The following is a 19491-nucleotide window of genomic DNA, read 5'->3' on the forward strand; positions in this document are numbered from 1 at the left end:
CTTAAATTCATCGTTCCGAAGCAGGCCGCTGCGCGCCCTGCGAGAAAAAGCGCCGATGGTTGACCACCGGCATGCGCGCCCGTATCGACGCTTGTTCATTGCTATCGCGTTCGGCCAACAACACCGCTTCGCCCTGATCCTGTTGTGTCAGCACGCGCCCCCAAGGGTCGACAATCGCTGCGTGGCCAAAGGTTTCCCGTGGGCCTGGGTGCACGCCGCCTTGGGCAGCTGCCAGCAAGTAGCACTGGGTTTCAATGGCTCGCGCCCGAATCAGTACGTCCCAATGTGCAGCGCCCGTCACCGCGGTAAAGGCCGAGGGCGCGGTAATCAATTCAGCCCCCGCCGCGCGCAATTCGCTGTACAGCTCGGGGAACCGCAGGTCGTAGCACACCGTCAGGCCCAATCGCCCCACCGGCGTGTCCGCTACCACCACATTGCTCCCGAAAGCATAGTCGTCAGATTCGCGATAACGACCCCGCGCATCAGCTACATCCACATCGAACAAGTGCAGCTTGTCGTAACGGGCGACGATTTCGCCCTGATCATCGATCAACAGCGAGCAAGCGTTGGACTTGGCGTTGGGTTGGTCCTTGGGCGGCAACGGCAAAGTACCGGCCACTATCCATAAGGTGAGGTCGCGAGCGGTCTGTTTCAACCACGGCAGGATCGGGCCTTCACCCAAAGCTTCGGCGCGGCCGAGATCGGCTACGTCACGGCGGCCCATGGCGGCGAAGTTCTCCGGCAGTACCGCCAGCTTCGCGCCGCCCGCCGCCGCTTGCTCCAGCAAGCGCCTGGCCTGGGCAAGGTTGGCCAGAACATCGCTCTGGCTGACCATTTGAATTACCGCAAAGGACATAGGCCGACACTCCGAAAAGGGCATGCGGCCATGCTACTCCACAGCCTCTCAGTTTGGTTTTTCAAATGGCTTGTCGAAGGTGATTTTTGGATCCTTCCATGGCCCTTGCACCTTGTACTGCACGCTGGCGAAACGCGAAACACGATCGCCAATCAACTTGTCGATCAAAAACAGCGCGCCACCAATGGCCGGTGCACCGACAATCAAAGCGGCGATCGGCAGGTTATTGGTCACCGGCAACGTGACCAGCAGCTTGGCGTCGACGCGGTCGGCTACCAGGTCCAGCGTGCCGTTGAGCTCCAGGTTGGTGGAAGGCCCGGTCATGGTGATGGGTTCACGCGTCACGAACACGCCATTGCTGGCCGCGAGCAAGCCTTTGACCCGGTCATAGCTCAAGCCTTTGCCGAGCAAGTCCGAGAAGTCCAGACGCAAACGGCGCCCGATGGAGTTGAAATTCAGCAGCCCAAATACCCGCAGAGCCTGCGCGCCACCTTCGACCTCAACGAACTGGCCTTTGCGGAACGCTGCATCCAGGCTACCGGAGAAACGCTTGGGACCGACCCAAGCCGGCGAGCCCGGCCAGCGCCCGTCCACATCCAGATGGAAGTCTTCACTGGTTACCGTCGGCGCGAACCCCCAGCCTTTGAGCACATCGGCGATGTTCTTGCCATCCAGGCGTCCTTTGTACCAACTGCTGCTGTTACCCGGCGCGCCTTCCCAACCACCAGCGCCGTTGAGCTGCATGCCTTTGAGGCCAAGGTCCAGATTGTTGAAGGCCAGTCCTTTGGCCGTCGGCCGTACTTTCAGTGACCAGGCGCCCACCAAGTCCGGCCCCTGGAACAGTTGATTGATGGAGATATCCAGCGCTGGAATGTCCTTGGGGTCGACATCCGCCAACGGGTCTGGCGCGTTTTCGTCGGCCTGTGCCTTCGGATCCACCGCCGGCAACTTCACGTACTGCAGGTTGATTGCAATAGGCGCGCCCTTGGCATCAGGAAGGTTCACAGCACCTTTGGCTTGTTGACTGTCGAACTGCAGCCCCCATGCGGCCGGTTTGCGGTCAAGTTGCAGGTTGACCTGGTCAAACTGGGTACCAAAACCGCTCAACTTGCCCACCTTGAAATCAGCACCACTGAGCAGTTGCTTGGCATTGCCGCCTGGGTCATTGCCGGCGTAACGGTCGACCAGTTTTTTCCACGGGTCTATATCCAGCTCCGACAGCACGCCACGAATGCGCAAGCCTTTGGCAGCCGGCAGCACGGCATCACCGTCCCCCAGGAACAACTCCCCACGACCCTCATTGAATTTGTCCGGAGGCGACGCAAAGGTGAAGCTCGCCAGCTCGCCATAATCGAACCAGTAGCGGCGCTCGGCCCCCTGCAAGGTCATGCGGAACACGCTGTCGCGCCCCTGGCTGGCGGGCATGCCAAACGGTGCGGGCAGATCGACCGCTACGCCTTTCATGTTGGAACTGACCATCAGTTGGCTGTCGGCGCCGTCCAGCGTCACTTGCAATTGGTAGGGGATATCGCCGGACACCGGCAGCGGCTGGCTAATTTTCAACCAGTCCGTCAGGCGCTTGACCGTGACCTGCCCCTTGGCGGTGATACGCGTGCTGATAGTGCCCGGTTTGCCATCGGCAACGATCTGCGCGGTGATCGGACGATCAAACGCCTGGGCGGAGATGTTCTGGCCGCTCAGCCCCTTGGTGCTGTCGAAGCGGAAATCGCCCTTGAGCTGGCTCAAATCCAGAGTCGGCTCGGCCAATTGCAGGCGGGACTTGTCGGTCTGGAAATCCACCACGATCTTGGGTTCGGTGCCTTTGACCAGCGGAATATCCAGGTCCAGCTTGCCTTGCAGGTCGCCCTCGCCTTTCCAGCCGGCAAACGTCGATCCGGTGCCGATCGGCGCTTCCTGAAGGATCTTCAAGCCATCCCCCAGGCCACCCGCGAATCCACCGGTGATCAGCAGATGACTGTCTTTACCGGCTGGCGCGTGAGGAATATTGACGTAAACGTCCTTGACCTTGGTGTCGAGCAATTGACCCTTGCTCGCCAGGATGCGCACGCCGCTCTCCTCGACAAAAACTTCACCATTGACCTTGCTCACATGCGGCCAGCCGGGCTGGAACGCCAGTTCGGCATCGTGCACCTTGAAGAACAGGCTGATATTGCGTGCAGCCGGCAGCGCGTCATGGTTCAGCGAACCTTGGTACTGGAAGAAACCTTGGTCAACCGCGCCTTTGAGAATCGCTGTGCGCAACCACTCATCCAGCGACGGGCTCAATACCGCCGGCAAATACTTGGGTGTAAAACGGCCATCGCCATCGACCATGCCGACCCGCAGGTCCATATAGTCTTCCTGGCTATGGTCGAAATGCAGACGAATCAGGAAGTCTGCCGCAACCTTGCCTTCTTCGCCGAGCACCTTGATGTAGGGGGCGATCAGGGTGAAACCTTCTTTATCCAGCTTCCAGGTCAGGCGTGCATTGGCCTGGATGTACTGCCACGGTTTGGCAAAGATCGGGTACAGGTGCAAGGAGAAGTCCTTGCTGTCCATGCGCAACTCACCGTGCCCCAAGTCGCCGCTGATACTGCCGGATACGTTGCGCGCAGCCGGTGCGCCGAAGTAGGCATCAAACCCGATGCGCTCGAGGTTGGCGGCAAAACTGACCTTCTGATCGCTCGTATCCTGAGGACGGAAATCCACCAGCACGTTGCGTAGCATGCCAGTGGCCTTGAGGTGTTCGACGGTTTTGGCAAAGCCTTCCGGCAGGGGCGCCAAGGCATTCAGCAGCGGCGTGATCGGGGTCAGGTCAAGGCGGTCGGCCTGCAGTTTCCAGACTTCCAGATCCTTGTCGGTAGCCAGGCTTTGCCGCAATTGCAGGCGCGACTCCCAGCGCGTTTCACCAATGTTCATCGCCAGCGAGTCAAACAGCACGTTGAGGCCGCTTTCACTGCGTTGCAGGTAAGCCGTAAGGGCAAGGTTTTCGATATGGACCGGCTTGCGGTCGGCGTAGCTGCCTTTGAGCTGGGGTGAGTTCAGACGCGCCACTGCGCTTTGCACGGTGCCTTTGGCCCAGGTCAGCCAGAATTCGCCGCCGGCCTTGAACTGCGTGACGTTCCATTGCTGGGTCAGCCTGGCGGGTATCCATTTGGCCCAGTCGCTTTGCGGCAGGCTCAGGTAAGCCTGGACTTCACCGTCTTTCCAAGCGCTGGCGCGAATACGGGTACGCAGGTTTACAGCCAGTGGCTGGCCATCCGGCAGGGTCAGGCGCGCATCGAGGCGCTGGCGATTGGCGCCGGTGTGCAGGCTCAGGCCCACGTAAGTCAGGGTCAGCGGCGCCTGGCCGAACGGTTGCAGCGTGACCTGGCTATCGAGCAAGGACACGCGCTTGACCATCTGCATGCGCGTCAGCACCTGCTCAGGGTCCAACGGTTGGTCATCTTGCACCGGCAGGCCTTGGAGCGCCCAGTGGCCGTCCTTGTCTTCCTTGACGCTCAACTGCAGCCCGCTGACTTCCAGGTGGGCTATACGCACTTCGCGGGCCATCAGGCTGGCCCAGATATCCGGCACCACCTCAACCTGGTCCAGGCGCAAGGCACTGCTGCCCTCGCCGACCATCACGTCGTGGGCCAGCAACACGGGAGCGAAACCGCTCCAGCGGCCTTCAAGGCTGCCGATTTGCACGGGCATGTCCACCGCAGCCTGAGCCTTGGCTTCGATTTCGGCGCGGTATTCAGCCACCAGCGGGGTCAATTCACGACCCAGGCTCACGTACACCGCAGCCAACACCAGCAGCAAGGCACACAAGCCCAGGCCCCAACGGGTCAAAGCGGCAAAAAAGCGTATCAGACGCTCCATGTCAGGCGACCCTCAAAGCAGTGAACGGACGGCAGATCAAGGTCTGCCGTTCTCGAAGAAATTAAGCGATTGGGGATCAGAGCAGCACCACGTCATATTGTTCCTGGGAATACATGGTTTCGACCTGGAAGCGAATCGTGCGCCCGATAAAACCCTCCAGTTCAGCGACGTTACCAGACTCTTCATCCAGTAACCGATCGACGACTTTCTGGTTGGCGAGCACTCTATAACCTTCGGCTTGATAGGCGCGTGCCTCCCGTAAGATTTCGCGGAAAATCTCGTAGCAAACCGTTTCCGGGGTCTTCAGCTTGCCGCGCCCCTGGCAGCTGCTGCAGGGTTCGCAGAGCACTTGCTCAAGGCTTTCGCGGGTACGCTTGCGGGTCATCTGCACCAGGCCCAGCTCGGTGATGCCGATGATGTTGGTCTTGGCGTGATCGCGCTCCAGTTGCTTCTCGAGGGTACGCAGCACCTGGCGCTGGTGCTCTTCGTCTTCCATGTCGATGAAGTCAATGATGATGATGCCGCCCAGGTTGCGCAGGCGCAGTTGGCGGGCAATCGCGGTGGCGGCTTCGAGGTTGGTCTTGAAGATGGTCTCTTCGAGATTGCGGTGGCCGACAAACGCGCCGGTGTTGACGTCAATGGTGGTCATGGCCTCTGCCGGGTCCACGACCAGATAGCCGCCGGATTTGAGCGGCACTTTACGCTCCAGGGCTTTCTGGATTTCGTCTTCGACGCCATAAAGATCGAAGATCGGCCGCTCGCCCGGGTAATGCTCGAGGCGGTCGGCTATTTCCGGCATCAATTCGGCGACAAATTGTGTGGTGCGCTGGAAGGTTTCCCGCGAGTCGATGCGAATTTTCTCGATTTTCGGGCTGACCAAATCGCGCAACGTACGCAGCGCGAGGCCAAGGTCTTCATAGATCACGCTCGGCGCGCCAATGGTTTTGATCTGTGCGCCGATCTGATCCCACAAGCGCCGCAGGTACCTGATATCCATGAGGATTTCATCGGCGCCGGCGCCTTCTGCGGCCGTGCGCAGGATAAAACCACCCGCTTCCTTGATGCCCTCGGCAGCCACGCAGTCGCTGACCACCTTTTTCAGGCGCTCACGCTCGGCTTCGTCTTCGATTTTCAAAGAAATACCGACATGCGCAGTGCGCGGCATGTACACGAGGTAACGCGAAGGAATCGACAGTTGAGTGGTCAGCCGCGCGCCCTTGGAACCGATCGGGTCCTTGGTGACTTGCACCACCAGGCTCTGCCCTTCGTGTACCAGCGCGCTGATGCTTTCAACCGCAGGGCCTTCGCGCAGGGAGATTTCCGATGCATGGATAAACGCGGCGCGGTCCAGGCCGATGTCGACGAATGCCGCCTGCATGCCCGGCAACACGCGCACCACTTTGCCTTTATAGATATTGCCGACAATGCCGCGCTTCTGGGTGCGCTCGACGTGCACTTCTTGCAGAACACCGTTCTCTACCACCGCCACGCGCGATTCCATCGGCGTGATATTGATCAGAATCTCTTCACTCATGGCTGGGTCTCGTTCAGGCGTTTTCACAATAGTGACCGATCGCTTAAGGCTTGGCGCTGGAATACGGCGTTCAGCGCGCGGTAAGGTTTTGCCAACAGGGTATGCCGAATTGACCAAGCAGTTGCGCGGTTTCGCACACAGGCAGGCCTACCACGGCGGAATAGCTGCCATTGAGCCCGGCGACAAACACCGATCCAAGCCCCTGGATAGCATAGCCGCCCGCCTTGTCCTGAGGTTCGCCGCTGCGCCAGTAGGTTGTAGCCTCCTCGACAGAAATAGCGCGAAAACGTACCCGACTGCTCACACATCGAGTTTCGCTGCGCTCGCCGTCGGTGACGGCAATGGCGGTGAGGACTTCATGCTCGCGTCCCGACAGGGCCATCAACATCGCCAGGGCGTCGGCCTGGTCAACCGGTTTGCCAAGGATCTGACCATCAACGATCACGGCCGTGTCGGCGCCCAGCACGCAGGCGCCGGCAGTCTTTTCAAGCACAGCAAAACCCGCCGTGGCCTTGCCGTGCGCAAGGCGCTCGACGTAGGCAACGGCGGATTCGTTTGTAAGAGGAGTTTCATCAATGGCGGCGCTGACCACGGTGAAAGGCACACCGATCTGCGTCAGCAGTTCACGCCGCCTTGGGGAGCCCGAGGCCAGATAAAGCGAATTCATTGCAGACTCTCCCTGTAGGGTTCGATAACCAGGCAGAGCCTCGCAATCCATTCAATTGATTTTATAGCGGCGACGTAAACCACGCAGGCCGAAGCTGACCCAAGGCCACAGCAATGCACTGACCAGGGCCGGCAATACCAGGGCAAGGGTCGGCTGGCGGTTACCGGTCAAGGCGCTGAGCCACAGCTGCACCAACTGCGCCAGGCCGAAGATCACCAGGATCACCAGGCACTGCTGCCACATCGGGAACATGCGCAACCGCTGCTGCAATGACAGCACCAGGAAAGTAATCAGGGTCAGGATCAGCGCGTTCTGGCCCAGCAAGGTGCCATAGAGCACGTCCTCCGCCAAGCCCAGGCACATCGCCGTGACCATGCCTACCTTGTGCGGCAAGGTCAGCGACCAGAACGCCAGGAGCAAGGCGAGCCAGAGCGGTCGCAGGATTTCCATGAACTGCGGCAACGGCGAAACGCTGAGCAGCAAGCCGATGGCGAAGGTCAGCCAGACGATCCAGCCATTGCGCGAATGCGTACCGGCCATTATTCCTCCCTCTGCCGCGTGGTTGCCGGCGCTGCGGCCGCTGGTCGGGTTGCCGACGTGGCAGGCGGTTTAGCCGCTGGCACTGTGGCGGCCGGCGTGGTGACCGTTGGCTTGGCCGCGGCCGGTTTGGCTGAGCGGGCGCTGTGGGCCGCAGGTTTGACGGGCGTCGCCACTGGCGCGACCGAGGTCGCCGCAGGAGCAGGCGGCCCCACGAAGGCTGGTTTTGGCACCGTGGCAGGAATGACCGGCGCGGTGCCGTTCTGCTTGTCTTCTGCTTCCTGCGCCTGGGCAGCGTCGTTGGCACGCTCTTCCGGCGTACGGTTGTCGCTGAACACCAGCAACAGGTAACGGCTGCGGTTCAAGGCCGCCGTCGGCACCGCACGCACAATTGCGAACGGCTGGCCGGAATCGTGGATGACTTCCTTGACCGTCGCTACCGGGTAACCGGCGGGGAACCGCTGACCCAGGCCCGAACTGACCAACAGGTCGCCTTCCTTGATGTCGGCAGTGTCGGCCACATGGCGCAACTCAAGACGCTCCGGGTTACCGGTACCGCTGGCAATCGCGCGCAAGCCGTTGCGGTTGACCTGCACGGGAATGCTGTGGGTGGTGTCCGTCAGCAGTAATACGCGCGAAGTGTAGGGCATCAACTCGACCACCTGGCCCATCAGGCCACGGGCGTCGAGCACCGGTTGACCCAGGACCACACCGTCGCGCTCACCCTTGTTGATGATGATGCGATGGGTAAAGGGGTTGGGGTCCATGCCGATCAACTCGGCCACTTCGACCTTCTCGTTGACCAATGCCGAAGAGTTAAGCAACTCGCGCAGCCGAACGTTCTGCTCGGTGAGGGCCGCCAGCTTTTGCATGCGCCCCTGCAACAGCAGGTTTTCGGTCTTGAGTTTTTCGTTCTCGGCGACAAGCTCAGTGCGGCTGCCGAACTGGCTGGCCACGCCCTGATAGAGCCGTTGCGGCAGGTCGGTGATCCAGTAAGTCTGCATCAACACCAGCGACATCTGGCTACGCACGGGCTTGAGCAGTGCAAAGCGGGCATCGACCACCATCAGCGCGACCGAAAGCACGACCAGCACCAATAAGCGCACGCCCAATGAGGGGCCTTTGGCGAAAAGCGGTTTAATAAGCCGCTCCTCCCGGGCAAATGTTCTCTTTATTCATACGGCATCAAACCGGCCTGGATGCAGATTGAAGAAGATAAACGCCAACAGGCAGCACTGCAAAGTGCTGCCTGTGGGCGAAGCATGAACCATTCCGGCAATTTTATTCGCTGGAAAGCAGGTCCATGGTGTGTTTATCCATCATTTCCAGTGCACGGCCACCACCACGGGCGACGCAGGTCAGCGGGTCTTCGGCGACGATCACCGGCAGGCCTGTTTCCTGGGCCAGCAGCTTGTCGAGGTCGCGCAGCAAGGCGCCACCACCGGTCAGCACCAGGCCACGCTCGGCGATGTCGGAAGCCAGCTCCGGAGGCGATTGCTCCAGGGCGCTCTTCACTGCCTGAACAATGGTGGCCAGGGACTCTTGCAGAGCTTCCAGCACTTCATTGGAGTTCAGGGTGAAAGCACGTGGAACGCCTTCGGCCAGGTTGCGACCGCGAACATCAACTTCGCGAACTTCGCCGCCCGGGTAAGCGGTGCCGATTTCCTGCTTGATGCGCTCGGCGGTGGATTCGCCGATCAAGCTGCCGTAGTTACGACGCACATAAGTAATGATCGCTTCATCGAAACGGTCGCCGCCTACGCGCACGGATTCGGCGTACACCACACCGTTCAGGGAAATCAGGGCGATTTCAGTGGTACCACCACCGATATCCACCACCATCGAACCGCGCGCTTCTTCGACCGGCAGGCCGGCGCCGATAGCGGCAGCCATAGGCTCTTCGATCAGGAATACTTCGCGGGCACCGGCGCCAAGGGCCGATTCACGGATGGCACGACGCTCAACCTGGGTGGACTTGCACGGAACGCAGATCAGCACACGAGGGCTGGGCTGCAGGAAACTGTTTTCGTGAACCTTGTTGATGAAGTACTGCAGCATCTTCTCGCAGACGCTGAAGTCGGCGATCACGCCGTCCTTCATCGGACGAATGGCAGCGATGTTGCCTGGTGTTCGGCCGAGCATGCGCTTGGCCTCGGTGCCAACGGCAACGACACTTTTCTGATTACCATGGGTCCGAATGGCCACAACCGATGGCTCATTCAGAACGATACCGCGCTCGCGCACGTAAATAAGGGTGTTGGCAGTGCCCAGGTCAATGGAAAGATCGCTGGAAAACATGCCACGCAGTTTCTTGAACATGGGGAAAGGACCCTAGGCAACGCGTGGGTAAAAAAGTGCGGCAAACTCTAACAACGACAGGGATTTTGGGCAAGGCGCCAATGTGCTAAATTGGCCGACTTTCTGTGCACCAACCCCCACAATCGCGGCCATATGACCGTAGAAATGCGGTAGTGTTCCGACAATCTAACACACGGACGCCCTCCGTTCTGTTTTCCACTGGAGAATCCCATGGCGCTTGAACGCTCCGACGTGGAAAAAATCGCTCATCTGGCCTCGCTTGGCCTGAATGAAGCCGATCTTCCACAGACCACCGCAGCCCTGAACAGCATTCTCGGGCTGGTTGACCAAATGCAGGCCGTCAATACCGACGGCATCGAGCCCCTGGCTCACCCGCTGGAAGCCAGCCAGCGCCTGCGCGCAGACGTTGTGACCGAGCGAAATAATCGCGAGGCCTACCAGTCCATCGCGCCAGCGGTCGAAAACGGCCTGTACCTGGTTCCGAAAGTCATCGACTAAAGGGAAAGAGCCTTTCATGCATCACATGACTCTGGCCGAGATCGCCCGCGGTCTCGCCGACAAAAAGTTTTCTTCCGAAGAGCTGACCAAGACCCTGCTTGCGCGCATCGCCGAGCTTGATCCGAAGGTCAACAGCTTCATCAGCCTCACCCAAGAGCTGGCCCTGAGCCAGGCCAAGGCCGCCGACGTACGTCGCGCCAACGGTGAGAATGGCGCACTGCTGGGCGCACCAATCGCCCACAAAGACCTGTTCTGCACCCAGGGCATTCGCACCAGTTGCGGCTCGAAGATGCTCGACAACTTCAAAGCGCCCTACGATGCCACCGTGGTGTCCAAGCTGGCCGCCGCCGGGGCCGTGACCCTGGGCAAGACCAACATGGACGAATTCGCCATGGGTTCTGCCAACGAGTCGAGCTACTACGGCGCCGTGAAAAACCCGTGGAACCTGGATCACGTGCCAGGCGGTTCGTCCGGTGGTTCGGCTGCCGCGGTTGCCGCGCGCTTCCTGCCGGCGGCTACCGCTACCGACACCGGCGGCTCGATCCGTCAGCCCGCCGCGTTCACCAACCTCACCGGTTTGAAGCCGACCTACGGTCGTGTTTCGCGTTGGGGCATGATCGCCTACGCCTCCAGCCTGGATCAGGGCGGCCCGCTGGCACGCACCGCTGAAGACTGCGCGATTTTGTTACAAGGTATGGCCGGGTTTGATAAGCAGGACTCCACCAGCATCGATGAGCCGGTGCCGGACTACAGCGCCAGCCTCAATACCTCGCTCAAAGGCCTGCGTATTGGCGTGCCGAAAGAGTATTTCAGCGCCGGCCTCGACCCGCGTATCGCCGAACTGGTGCACAACAGCGTCAAGACGCTGGAACAGCTCGGCGCCGTGATCAAGGAAATCAGCCTGCCGAACAACCAGCACGCGATTCCTGCCTACTACGTGATCGCACCGGCAGAAGCCTCTTCCAACCTGTCGCGTTTCGACGGCGTGCGCTTCGGCTATCGCTGTGAAAACCCGAAAGGCCTCGAAGACCTGTACAAACGCTCGCGCGGCGAAGGCTTCGGCGCCGAAGTCCAACGTCGGATCATGGTCGGTGCCTACGCCCTGTCCGCCGGCTACTACGACGCGTACTACCTCAAGGCGCAGAAAATCCGTCGCCTGGTCAAGAACGACTTCATGGCTGCCTTCGAAGAAGTCGACGTGATCCTCGGCCCAACCACGCCGAACCCGGCCTGGAAGATCGGCGCCAAGACCGGCGACCCGATCGCCGAGTACCTGGAAGACCTGTACACCATCACCGCCAACCTCGCGGGCTTGCCGGGCTTGTCCATGCCCGCCGGTTTTGTCGATGGGCTGCCGGTCGGTGTGCAATTGCTCGCCCCGTATTTCCAGGAAGGCCGCCTGCTCAATGTGGCGCACCAGTACCAGTTGAACACCGACTGGCACACTCGCACCCCTACCGGCTTCTGAGGAGAACACTATGCAATGGGAAGTTGTGATCGGGCTGGAGATTCATACCCAGCTCGCCACCCAATCGAAGATTTTCTCCGGTAGCGCCACCACGTTCGGCGCAGAGCCCAACACCCAGGCCAGCCTGGTAGACCTGGGCATGCCCGGCGTGCTGCCGGTGCTGAACCAGGAAGCGGTGCGCATGGCGGTGATGTTCGGCCTGGCGATTGATGCCGAGATCGGCCAGCACAACGTGTTCGCGCGCAAGAACTACTTCTACCCGGACCTGCCCAAGGGCTACCAGATCAGCCAGATGGAACTGCCGATTGTCGGCAAGGGCTACCTGGACATCCCACTGGAAGACGGCACCATCAAACGTGTCGGCGTGACCCGCGCGCACCTGGAAGAAGACGCCGGCAAGAGCCTGCACGAAGAATTCCCGGGCGCTACCGGCATCGACTTGAACCGTGCCGGCACGCCGTTGCTGGAAATCGTCTCCGAGCCGGACATGCGCAGCGCCAAGGAAGCCGTGGCCTACGTCAAGACGATCCACGCGCTGGTGCGTTACCTGGGCATCTGCGACGGCAACATGGCCGAAGGTTCGCTGCGTTGCGACTGCAACGTGTCGATTCGTCCCAAGGGCCAGGTCGAGTTCGGCACCCGCTGCGAGATCAAGAACGTCAACTCGTTCCGCTTCATCGAAAAGGCGATCAACAGCGAAGTGCGTCGCCAGATCGACCTGATCGAAGACGGCGGCAAGGTGATCCAGCAAACCCGCCTGTACGACCCGAACAAAGACGTAACCCGCGCCATGCGCAGCAAAGAGGAAGCCAACGACTACCGTTACTTCCCCGACCCGGACCTGTTGCCGGTGGTGCTTGAGGATTCGTTCCTCAATGACATCCGCGCCACCCTGCCGGAATTGCCGCAGCAGAAACGCGAGCGCTTCCAGGCGCAGTTCGGCCTGTCGGTCTACGATGCCAGCGTGTTGGCTTCCAGCCGTGAACAAGCCAACTACTTCGAAAAAGTCGTGAGCATTGCCGGCGACGCCAAGCTGGCGGCCAACTGGGTGATGGTTGAGCTGGGCAGCCTGTTGAACAAACAGGGCCTGGAAATCGACGAAGCCCCTGTCACCGCCGAGCAACTGGGCGGCATGCTGCTGCGCATCAAGGACAACACCATCTCCGGCAAAATCGCCAAGACCGTGTTTGAAGCGATGGCCGCAGGCGAAGGCAGCGCCGATGAGATCATCGAGAAGCGCGGCCTCAAGCAAGTCACCGACAGCGGCGCGATCTCGGCCGTGCTCGATGAAATGCTGGCGGCCAACGCCGAACAGGTCGAACAGTACCGCGCCGCAGACGAAGCCAAGCGCGGCAAAATGTTCGGCTTCTTTGTCGGCCAGGCGATGAAAGCCTCCAAAGGCAAGGCCAACCCGCAACAGGTGAACGAATTGCTGAAAAGCAAGCTCGAAGGCTGATTCGCGGTGAAAGGGTCCGTGCGGGATTTCCTACCCAACTCGGACCCATGTGGGCGCTGGCTTGCCTGCGATAGTATCGCCTCGGTGCAACTGAAACACCGAGGTGCCTGCATCGCAGGCAAGCCAGCTCCCACATTTATAATGGGGACTTACTTAAAGTGAAGCGTCTACTCGGCCTCCTGGCCCTGTTCTCTGCGTTGGCCGGTTGCGCCAGCGGCCTCATCGACCCCAACGGCTACGACGAAACCGGCACCGCCTCCTATTACGGCGCCAAGCACCATGGCAACAAAACTGCCAGCGGTGAACCCTTCAACCAGAACACCCTGACCGCCGCCCATCGGCGTCTGCCTTTCGGCACTCAGGTCAAGGTGACCAATCTCAGCAACAACAGATCCGTGGTCGTGCGCATCAATGATCGCGGCCCGCATACCCGTGGGCGCCTGATCGACGTTTCACGCAAGGCTGCCGAACAACTCGGTATGCTGGGCAGCGGCACTGCACGGGTTCGCGTGCAGGCGCTGAACAACTGATAAAGGAGCCCTGGCCATTTTCGGATTAACCGCCCTCTCGCCCTGGAGCCTGATCGAGCTGATCAGCGGCCTGGTGTTGCTGATCGTCGGCGCCGAAATCCTGGTGCGCGCCGCCGTGCGCCTGGCAGCCAGCCTCAAGGTGCGGCCACTGATTATCGGCTTGAGCATCGTCGCTTTCGGCAGCAGTGCGCCGCAGATGACCGTCAGCCTGCAGGCCACCCTGGCCGGCAATACCGATATCGCCGTGGGCAGCGTCATCGGCAGCAGTATCTTCAACACCCTCGTCACCCTGGGCCTGGCGGCGTTGATCATTCCGCTGCGCGTCTCGCGGCAGCTGGTGCGTCTGGACATCCCGGTGATGATTTTCGCCGGTCTCTTGGTGTTTACCCTGGCCGCCAATGAAGAACTGACACCGCTCGACGGCCTCTTTTTAGTGGTTGCGCTGATAGCCTACCTCGGTGTGTTGCACTACCAGACCCGCCATTCCCGCCGTCCGCGCACGCTGGACACGGTGGCCCGCGCGCCCTGGCTGAGCAGCGCGTTGTTGATGCTGGGCGGGTTGTTGATTCTGGTGCTGGCCGGGCATTTGCTGCTGGGCGCAGCGGTGGATGTGGCAAGCGACCTGGGCCTGTCCGAACGCATCATCGGCCTGACGCTGATCGGTGTCGGCACCTCGCTGCCGTGCCTGGCCACCTCGCTGATTGCCGCGTTGCGCGGCGAGCGCGAAATTGCCGTGGGCAACGTGATCGGCAGCAACCTGTTCAACCTGCTCGGCGTGCTGGGGTTCACCGCGCTGGTGGCGCCCTCGCCGTTGTCGGTGTCGCCCAACGCACTGGATTTCGACTTGCCGGTGATGCTCGGCGTGGTGGTGTTGTGCCTGCCGGTGTTCTACAGCGGCTACCGCGTCACCCGCGCTGAAGGCCTGGTGTTTCTGGGGTTGTATCTGGCGTATGGGCTGCATGTGGTGTCGTTCACCTTGGGCATGCCGCTGGCCACCCGGCTTGAGCAATTGATGCTGTATTACGTCCTGCCAGCGCTGGTCGCGTTTGTGTTGTTCACCTCGCTGCAAGCCTGGCGCCGCCAACACAAGAGGGAATCGCAATGACCGAACAGAAAAAGTCCGGGGTTGAAATGCGTCGCCAGGTCATGGGCGATGTGTTCGTTGACCGCGCCCTGGGCAATGCCACCGAGTTCACCCAACCGCTGCAGGATTTCGTCAATGAGCATGCATGGGGCAGCGTGTGGAACCGCGAAGGCCTGCCGTTGAAGACGCGCAGCCTGATCACACTGGCCGCCCTCACCGCCCTCAAGTGCCCGCAGGAACTCAAGGGCCACGTGCGCGGCGCGCTGAACAATGGCTGCACAGTGGAAGAGATTCGCGAAGCACTGCTGCATTGCGCGGTGTATGCCGGCGTGCCGGCGGCGATTGATGCGTTTCGGGCGGCGCAGGAAGTGATTGAGGCGTATCAGGCGGATAAGCCGTGACGGCTGGTTAGTCATCGCAGGCAGGCCAGCTCCCACCTTTGACTGTATTCACAGATCAAACGGTGGGAGCTGACTAGCCTGCCGCAACCTTCAGATCCAGCCACCCGCCTGCAACACAAATATCCCGATATTGGTGGTCACCGCCGCCATCAAGGTCGTAATCACAATAATCGCCGCCGCCAGCTCATGATTGCCCTCGGCCGCCCTGGCCATGACAAAACTCGCCGCCGCGGTCGGTGCGCCAAAGTACAAAAACAGAATCCCCAGCTCCGGGCCCCTGAAGCCCAGCAGCCATGCGCCCAGCGTCGCAACTAGCGGCAAACCGATCATCTTCACCAGGCTGGCACTCAGGGCCATGCTTCCGCTTTTGCGCAAGGCCGCCAGCGACAAGGTGCCGCCGATGCAGATCAATGCCAGCGGCAAGGTCATGTCCGCCAGGTATTGCCCGGACGACTCCAGCCACCCCGGCAGGCCGATCTTGAAAATCGCGAACGGTGCGGCCGCAATCACGCTGATGATCAGCGGGTTGGCCACCACGCTTTTGAAGATGCTCCACGGATCGGACTTGATCACCGGGCTGTACACCGCCAGCACGATGGTCGACAGGGTGTTGTAGAACAGAATCACCAGCGCCGCGAGGATCGCGCCCAGGGAAATGCCGTAGTCGCCATACATGCTGGCCGCCAGCGCCAGGCCGATCACGCCGTTGTTACCGCGAAACGCACCCTGGGTGTAGATACCGCGGTCTACGCGCGGGCAACGATAGATCGCCCAGCCCCAGGCCAATGCAAAGCTCAGCAATGTGGCGACAGCAAAGTAGATCAGCAGACCCGGCTTGAGCGCCGCGTGCAGGTCGGCGTGCAGGATGCCCAGGAACAGCAGCGCCGGCATGGTCACGTTGAAGACAAGGGAGGAGGCGGTGTGGATAAAGTTGTCGTTGATCCAGTTGATGCGCTTGAGCAGCACACCCAGAAACAGCATGGCAAACACCGGCGCGGTGATGGTGAGGGTGGTGAGGAAGATAGCCAGCATGCCGGGGAGAACCTTGGTGGGTGTCGTCAGGTGGCTAATGATAAGCCATGCGGCTGTGCGGCGTCTGGTAGGCCGCCTTCGGGGGCAAGCCCCCTCCCACATTTGAAGGTATTCACAAATCAAATGTGGGAGCAGGCTTGCCTGCGATTGCAGTGTGTCAGTCAGCACATGGGTTGCTGACACTGCGCTGTCGCAGACAAGCCTGCTCCCACAGGGGCCGCGTCGGTCTCAGGTGATGGGCGCCGGGTTGAACAGCGTAATGTCGTTGTGCAGCTTATGCCGCTCCGCCCACGTCTGCTTCTTGCCGCTGGCCACATCCAGGTAGAAGTGGAACAACTCCCAGCCCAGTTCCTCAATGCTCGCACGCCCGGTGGCGATGCGTCCGGCGTCGATATCGATCAAGTCCGGCCAGCGCTGCGCCAATTCCGTACGCGTCGAGACCTTCACCACCGGCGCCATCGCCAGTCCATACGGCGTGCCACGCCCGGTGGTGAACACATGCAGGTTCATCCCGGCCGCCAGTTGCAAGGTGCCGCAGACAAAATCACTGGCTGGCGTGGCGCAAAAGATCAGGCCTTTGCCCGTGAAACGCTCGCCTGGGCCAAGCACGCCAGTGATCGCGCTGCTGCCCGACTTGACGATGGAGCCCAGGGACTTCTCGACGATATTCGACAACCCACCCTTCTTGTTGCCCGGCGTGGTATTGGCGCTGCGGTCCGCCTCGCCCTTGGCCAGGTAGCGGTCGTACCAGTCCATTTCCGTGACCAGCGCTTGGGCCACTTCTTTGCTCTGGGCACGAGCGGTCAGCAGGTAAATGGCGTCACGCACTTCCGTCACTTCGGAAAACATCACCGTCGCCCCGGCCCGCAACAGCAGATCCGAGGCAAACCCCAGCGCCGGGTTGGCGGTAATGCCGGAAAACGCATCACTGCCGCCGCACTGCATGCCCAGAATCAGCTCCGACGCCGGCACGGTTTCGCGACGGCGCTGGTCGAGTTTTTTCAGGCGGATTTCGGCCAGGCCCATGATCTGTTCGATCATCTCGGTAAACCCATGGCTGGAATCCTGCAGCCGATACAGCCATGGCTCGCTGAGGTCGACAGAACTGTCGTTGTCGTGCATCACCTGCCCGGCCTGCAGCTTCTCGCAACCCAGGCTGATCACCAGCGCTTCGCCACCCAGGTTCGGGTTACGCGCCAGGTTGCGCACGGTGCGGATCGGGATGTACGCGTCTGTTGCCGTGATCGCCACGCCGCAGCCGTAGCTGTGGGTCAGCGCCACCACGTCATCGACGTTCGGGTATTTGGGCAGCAATTCATCCTTGATGCGCTTGACCGCATGGTCCAGCACACCGGTGACGCACTGCACCGTGGTGGTGATGCCCAGAATATTGCGCGTGCCCACGGTGCCGTCGGCGTTGCGGTAACCCTCAAACGTAAAACCTTCCAGCGGCGCCTGGGTTTCAGGCACTTCGGTAGACAGCGGCAGGCTGTCCAGCGGTGGCGCGGTGGGCATGCGCAGTTGGTCTTCCTGCACCCAACTGCCACGTGGAATCGGCGCCAGGGCGTAACCAATGGTCTGCCCGTAGCGAATAATCTGACCGCCTTCAGGGATATCTTCCAGGGTCACCTTGTGGCTCTGCGGGATGAAATCCACAGTTACCAGGCCATCAGGGAACTCGGTCCCGGCCGGTACGCCTTGATCGTTGACCACGATCACTACGTTGTCGCGCTCGTGCAAACGGATCGAGCGCGGCGAGTCGGCATGTTCAATCAACTGCATTACATCGCCCCTCAGGAATGCGCTTGGATAAATTGGGTCAGCTCAGGCCCTTTGCTGCTGGGCGGCTCTTTGAGCACCACACGCTTGATCGGGCCGACGATCACCAAGTAGCTGAACACCGCCAGCAAGGCGTTGGCGCCGACGAACACCAGGGCCCACTTGAACGAGCCGGTGGTGGCGATGATGTAGCCGATCACAATCGGTGTGCTGATGGAGGCCAGGTTGCCAAACATATTGAACAGACCGCCACTGAGGCCGGCGATTTGTTTCGGCGAGGTGTCAGACACCACCGCCCAACCCAGTGCGCCAACGCCTTTACCGAAGAAGGCCAATGCCATGAAGCCCACCACCATCCATTCGATATCCACGTAGTTGCACGCCACGATGCTGCACGACACCAGCAACCCGCCAATGATCGGTGCCTTACGCGCAAACGTCAGGGAATGGCCTTTGCGCAGCAGGTAATCGGAAATCAAACCACCCAATACCCCGCCGACAAACCCACAGATGGCCGGCAGAGAAGCAATGAACCCCGCCTTGAGGATGGTCATGCCACGCTCCTGCACCAGGTACACCGGGAACCAGGTCAGGAAGAAATAGGTGATGCCATTGATGCAGTACTGGCCCAGGTACACACCGAGCATCATGCGGTTGGTCAGCAGTTGGCGGATGTAGTCCCACTTCGGACCGTCGGTTTTTTGGCCCTTGGTCTTCTCCTGGTCCATGTCGACCATTGCACCGTTCTCGCAGATGTACTTGAGTTCGGCCTCGTTGATCATCGGGTGCTGACGCGGGCTGTGGATAATTTTCAGCCAGATCAGCGAGAACAGCACGCCAATCCCGCCCATCACGATAAACACGTGCTGCCAGCCGAAGGTGTAGACGATCCAGCCCATCAGCGGCGCGAACAGTACCGTGGCGAAGTATTGCGCCGAGTTGAAGATCGCCGAAGCCGTACCGCGTTCGGCGGTGGGGAACCAGCCGGCCACAATGCGCGCATTACCGGGGAACGACGGCGCTTCCGCCAAGCCCACCAGAAAGCGCAGCATAAACAGCGCGACGATCGCGGTGGAAACGCCAAACTCGCCGACATAGCCTTGCAGAATGGTGAACAGCGACCAGGTGAAGATGCTCAGGGCATAGACTTTTTTCGAGCCGAACCGGTCCAGCAACCAGCCACCGGGGATTTGCCCGGCCACGTAGGCCCAACCGAATGCGGAGAAGATATAACCGAGGGTGACCGCGCTGATACCGAGGTCTTTTTGCAGGCTGGAGCCGGCGATGGCGATAGTGGCCCGGTCGGCGTAGTTGATCGTGGTCACCAGAAACAGCATGAGCAGGATCAAATAGCGGACGTGGGTCGGCTTGGTCGCTTGCATGAAGATGTACTCCCACTAATTATTTTTTTTGCGGGTAAGCATTTCTGTTTTAAGTGCAGGAACCGCTTTCTGTGGGAGCTGGCT

Annotated in this window: 16 protein-coding genes; 6 read left to right on the forward strand and 10 right to left on the reverse strand. The window is 60.6% G+C overall.

Annotated elements, in window-relative coordinates; all coding sequences use genetic code 11:
• Positions 1–7: 7 nt before the first annotated feature.
• From L8K08_RS05155 to mreB, 7 genes are all read right to left on the reverse strand, one after another.
• Complete coding sequence (locus L8K08_RS05155) at positions 8–856, reverse strand: carbon-nitrogen hydrolase family protein (RefSeq protein WP_242194701.1); 849 nt, start codon at positions 854–856, stop codon at positions 8–10.
• A gap of 48 nt (positions 857–904) precedes the next feature.
• Positions 905–4720, reverse strand: a complete 3816-nt coding sequence (locus L8K08_RS05160; RefSeq protein WP_242194703.1) for a YhdP family protein — start codon at positions 4718–4720, stop codon at positions 905–907.
• A 76-nt stretch (positions 4721–4796) separates the two neighbouring features.
• The gene (gene rng / locus L8K08_RS05165) at positions 4797–6254 is read right to left on the reverse strand and encodes a ribonuclease G (RefSeq protein WP_010213134.1); all 1458 of its coding nucleotides are present in this window, start codon (positions 6252–6254) and stop codon (positions 4797–4799) included.
• A 70-nt stretch (positions 6255–6324) separates the two neighbouring features.
• On the reverse strand, positions 6325–6921 hold the full coding sequence (locus L8K08_RS05170; protein WP_242194705.1) for a Maf family protein: 597 nt from the start codon (positions 6919–6921) through the stop codon (positions 6325–6327).
• 51 nt (positions 6922–6972) lie between these two features.
• Positions 6973–7461, reverse strand: coding sequence for a rod shape-determining protein MreD (gene mreD, locus L8K08_RS05175; RefSeq protein ID WP_017138250.1), 489 nt, complete (start codon positions 7459–7461; stop codon positions 6973–6975).
• Positions 7461–8600 (reverse strand): rod shape-determining protein MreC, encoded by a 1140-nt coding sequence (mreC, locus tag L8K08_RS05180; RefSeq protein WP_347340996.1) that lies wholly within the window; start codon positions 8598–8600, stop codon positions 7461–7463. Before mreC ends, mreD begins: the two co-directional genes overlap by 1 nt.
• A 139-nt stretch (positions 8601–8739) precedes the next feature.
• A complete protein-coding gene (gene mreB, locus L8K08_RS05185; protein WP_002555108.1) occupies positions 8740–9777 on the reverse strand; it encodes a rod shape-determining protein MreB in 1038 nt (345 codons plus the stop codon).
• Positions 9778–9987: 210 nt separating this feature from the next.
• Here mreB and gatC point away from each other — a divergent pair, with 210 nt between their 5' ends.
• The 6 genes from gatC (at position 9988) to L8K08_RS05215 (ending at position 15214) form a co-directional block, all read left to right on the forward strand.
• Positions 9988–10275 (forward strand): Asp-tRNA(Asn)/Glu-tRNA(Gln) amidotransferase subunit GatC, encoded by a 288-nt coding sequence (gatC, locus tag L8K08_RS05190; protein ID WP_003171764.1) that lies wholly within the window; start codon positions 9988–9990, stop codon positions 10273–10275.
• Positions 10276–10291: 16 nt separating this feature from the next.
• Entirely contained in the window at positions 10292–11743 is a 1452-nt protein-coding gene (gene gatA / locus L8K08_RS05195) for an Asp-tRNA(Asn)/Glu-tRNA(Gln) amidotransferase subunit GatA (protein WP_242194709.1), read from the forward strand.
• A gap of 10 nt (positions 11744–11753) precedes the next feature.
• A complete protein-coding gene (gene gatB, locus L8K08_RS05200) occupies positions 11754–13199 on the forward strand; it encodes an Asp-tRNA(Asn)/Glu-tRNA(Gln) amidotransferase subunit GatB (RefSeq protein WP_145165203.1) in 1446 nt (481 codons plus the stop codon).
• Between the two features lie 158 nt (positions 13200–13357).
• Positions 13358–13729, forward strand: coding sequence for a septal ring lytic transglycosylase RlpA family protein (locus L8K08_RS05205; protein ID WP_242194711.1), 372 nt, complete (start codon positions 13358–13360; stop codon positions 13727–13729).
• 58 nt (positions 13730–13787) lie between these two features.
• Positions 13788–14834: a calcium/sodium antiporter gene (locus L8K08_RS05210; RefSeq protein WP_242195066.1), complete on the forward strand. Its 1047-nt coding sequence runs from the start codon at positions 13788–13790 to the stop codon at positions 14832–14834.
• The gene (locus L8K08_RS05215) at positions 14831–15214 is read left to right on the forward strand and encodes a carboxymuconolactone decarboxylase family protein (protein WP_106578660.1); all 384 of its coding nucleotides are present in this window, start codon (positions 14831–14833) and stop codon (positions 15212–15214) included. The genes L8K08_RS05210 and L8K08_RS05215 overlap by 4 nt, the downstream gene beginning before the upstream one ends.
• A gap of 90 nt (positions 15215–15304) precedes the next feature.
• On the opposite strand, the gene L8K08_RS05220 is transcribed toward L8K08_RS05215, so the two are convergent.
• From L8K08_RS05220 to L8K08_RS05230, 3 genes are all read right to left on the reverse strand, one after another.
• The gene (locus L8K08_RS05220) at positions 15305–16246 is read right to left on the reverse strand and encodes an AEC family transporter (RefSeq protein ID WP_145165207.1); all 942 of its coding nucleotides are present in this window, start codon (positions 16244–16246) and stop codon (positions 15305–15307) included.
• Positions 16247–16474: 228 nt separating this feature from the next.
• Positions 16475–18028 (reverse strand): galactarate dehydratase, encoded by a 1554-nt coding sequence (gene garD, locus L8K08_RS05225; RefSeq protein WP_242194713.1) that lies wholly within the window; start codon positions 18026–18028, stop codon positions 16475–16477.
• An 11-nt stretch (positions 18029–18039) separates the two neighbouring features.
• Positions 18040–19407 carry an MFS transporter gene (locus L8K08_RS05230; protein WP_145165211.1) on the reverse strand — a complete coding sequence of 456 codons (1368 nt, stop codon included), beginning with the start codon at positions 19405–19407 and terminating at the stop codon, positions 18040–18042.
• Positions 19408–19491: the final 84 nt, after the last annotated feature.

Origin of the sequence: Pseudomonas sp. TREG-RG-20F-10-E-6-01, assembly GCF_022662455.1 — a bacterium.
Lineage (GTDB): Bacteria > Pseudomonadota > Gammaproteobacteria > Pseudomonadales > Pseudomonadaceae > Aquipseudomonas.

Bases quoted from the DNA above. Each gene is read 5' to 3' on its own strand.
- L8K08_RS05155 (WP_242194701.1), bottom strand. From the start codon at position 856: ATGTCCTTTGCGGTAATTCAAATGGTCAGCCAGAGCGATGTTCTGGCC.
- L8K08_RS05215 (WP_106578660.1), top strand. From the start codon at position 14,831: ATGACCGAACAGAAAAAGTCCGGGGTTGAAATGCGTCGCCAGGTCATG.
- L8K08_RS05220 (WP_145165207.1), bottom strand. From the start codon at position 16,246: ATGCTGGCTATCTTCCTCACCACCCTCACCATCACCGCGCCGGTGTTT.
- gatC (WP_003171764.1), top strand. From the start codon at position 9,988: ATGGCGCTTGAACGCTCCGACGTGGAAAAAATCGCTCATCTGGCCTCG.
- L8K08_RS05170 (WP_242194705.1), bottom strand. From the start codon at position 6,921: ATGAATTCGCTTTATCTGGCCTCGGGCTCCCCAAGGCGGCGTGAACTG.
- gatA (WP_242194709.1), top strand. From the start codon at position 10,292: ATGCATCACATGACTCTGGCCGAGATCGCCCGCGGTCTCGCCGACAAA.
- L8K08_RS05230 (WP_145165211.1), bottom strand. From the start codon at position 19,407: ATGCAAGCGACCAAGCCGACCCACGTCCGCTATTTGATCCTGCTCATG.
- gatB (WP_145165203.1), top strand. From the start codon at position 11,754: ATGCAATGGGAAGTTGTGATCGGGCTGGAGATTCATACCCAGCTCGCC.
- L8K08_RS05160 (WP_242194703.1), bottom strand. From the start codon at position 4,720: ATGGAGCGTCTGATACGCTTTTTTGCCGCTTTGACCCGTTGGGGCCTG.
- rng (WP_010213134.1), bottom strand. From the start codon at position 6,254: ATGAGTGAAGAGATTCTGATCAATATCACGCCGATGGAATCGCGCGTG.
- mreD (WP_017138250.1), bottom strand. From the start codon at position 7,461: ATGGCCGGTACGCATTCGCGCAATGGCTGGATCGTCTGGCTGACCTTC.
- mreB (WP_002555108.1), bottom strand. From the start codon at position 9,777: ATGTTCAAGAAACTGCGTGGCATGTTTTCCAGCGATCTTTCCATTGAC.
- garD (WP_242194713.1), bottom strand. From the start codon at position 18,028: ATGCAGTTGATTGAACATGCCGACTCGCCGCGCTCGATCCGTTTGCAC.